This window comes from Microvirga tunisiensis, assembly GCF_009296175.1.
GTDB lineage: Bacteria > Pseudomonadota > Alphaproteobacteria > Rhizobiales > Beijerinckiaceae > Microvirga > Microvirga tunisiensis.
Genome location: NZ_VOSK01000717.1, coordinates 1 through 1,575 on the forward strand (window position 1 = coordinate 1; position 1,575 = coordinate 1,575).

Here is a 1,575-nt window from a genome sequence, read left to right on the forward strand (position 1 = left end):
CTTCCTCGGCGGGTGCGCGATTGGTGGTTGAGCGGTTACTGTCTCGGCGAGCGGACGGCCGCGAAGGGCAGCTTTCAACTGCGCTTGGTCCAACTCACCCTCCCAGCGGGCAACGACGAGCGATGCCACCGCGTTACCGACGAAATTCGTCAGCGCCCGGCATTCGGACATGAAGCGGTCGATGCCAAGGATCAGAGCCATGCCGGCAACGGGAACGCTCGGCACTACGGAGAGCGTGGCGGCCAGGGTGATGAAGCCAGCCCCTGTGACACCTGCTGCGCCCTTCGAGGAAAGCATCGCAACGAGCAGCAGGAGGACCTGATCGCTAATTGACAGATCCGTATTCGTCGCCTGCGCGATAAAAAGCGCCGCCAGCGTCATGTAGATGTTGGTGCCATCCAGATTGAAGGAATATCCAGTCGGGATGACGAGACCCACCACCGAACGCTTGGCGCCGGCCTTCTCCATCTTCTCCATAAGAGAGGGCAGCGCAGCCTCCGAGGACGACGTTCCGAGGACCAGCAGCAGCTCTTCCTTGATGTAGCGGATGAGAGAAAAGATCGAGAAGCCATTGTAACGGCAGACGGCGCCGAGAACCCCGAACACAAAGAGGAAGGCGGTGATATAAAACGTCCCGACCAACATCGCGAGGTTGATAGCTGAGCCGATGCCATACTTGCCGATCGTGAAGGCCATTGCGCCGAAGGCGCCGATTGGGGCTGCTTTCATCAGGATGCTAACCAGCTTGAAGACAGGCGCGGTGAGCGCCTGGAGGAAGGAAAGGACCGGCTTACCTGTCTCTCCGACCATCGCCAGCGCAATACCGAAGAAGACCGAGAAGAACAGCACCTGCAGGATGTCGCCTTCCGCAAAGGCGCCGACGATCGTGGCCGGGATGATGTTCATCAGGAAGCCCGTCACGGACTGCTCGTGGGCCTTGGCGGCATAAGTATTCACGACCTGGACATCGAGCGAGGCCGGATCGATGTTGAGGCCGGCGCCCGGCTGAATCACATTGGCGACGATGAGGCCGACGATCAGGGCGAGCGTCGAGAAGGTGAGGAAGTAGATCATGGCCTTGCCGGCGACCCGGCCGACCTTCTGCAGATCACTCGTGCCGGCAATACCGGTTGCAACGGTCAGAAAGATCACCGGTGCGATGATCATCTTGACGAGCTTGATGAAGGCATCGCCGAGCGGCTTCAGGCTCTCGCCGATCTCCGGATAGAAATGGCCAAGTGCGATACCGAGGGTGATCGCGGCAAGCACCTGCACGTAAAGCTGAGCATGAAAGCGTTTGTGGGGCGCACGGTTTGCGCTGTGGGCTTGTGGGGGCAGCATGTATTTCTCTCCCTGGCCGGGTCGGGGCGGGCTCTTCGTCCCGCCCCGGTCTTCTCCCGTCGCGGCGCTCCGGTCGAATGCGGCTGCGATGTCAACCGCAAGAGCCGTGCCAAACCAATCAACGAGCGAATCGCGTGGTTCTCAGGTATTTCGGAAGCCTTGTGCAGTATGCTTGTGCGGATTTCCGCGCTGGCTGCCTTCCCCGTGGCGAAATCTCGCACTAAGATCCGCCAA

The 1,575-nt window shown here is 60.3% G+C and carries 1 protein-coding gene; it reads right to left on the bottom strand.

Features of this window, described 5'->3' with window-relative positions; translation table 11 throughout:
* A partial coding sequence (locus FS320_RS43105; RefSeq protein ID WP_152718616.1) for a dicarboxylate/amino acid:cation symporter occupies nucleotides 1–1,341 on the bottom strand: 1,341 nt, incomplete at its 3' end.
* Nucleotides 1,342–1,575: the final 234 nt, after the last annotated feature.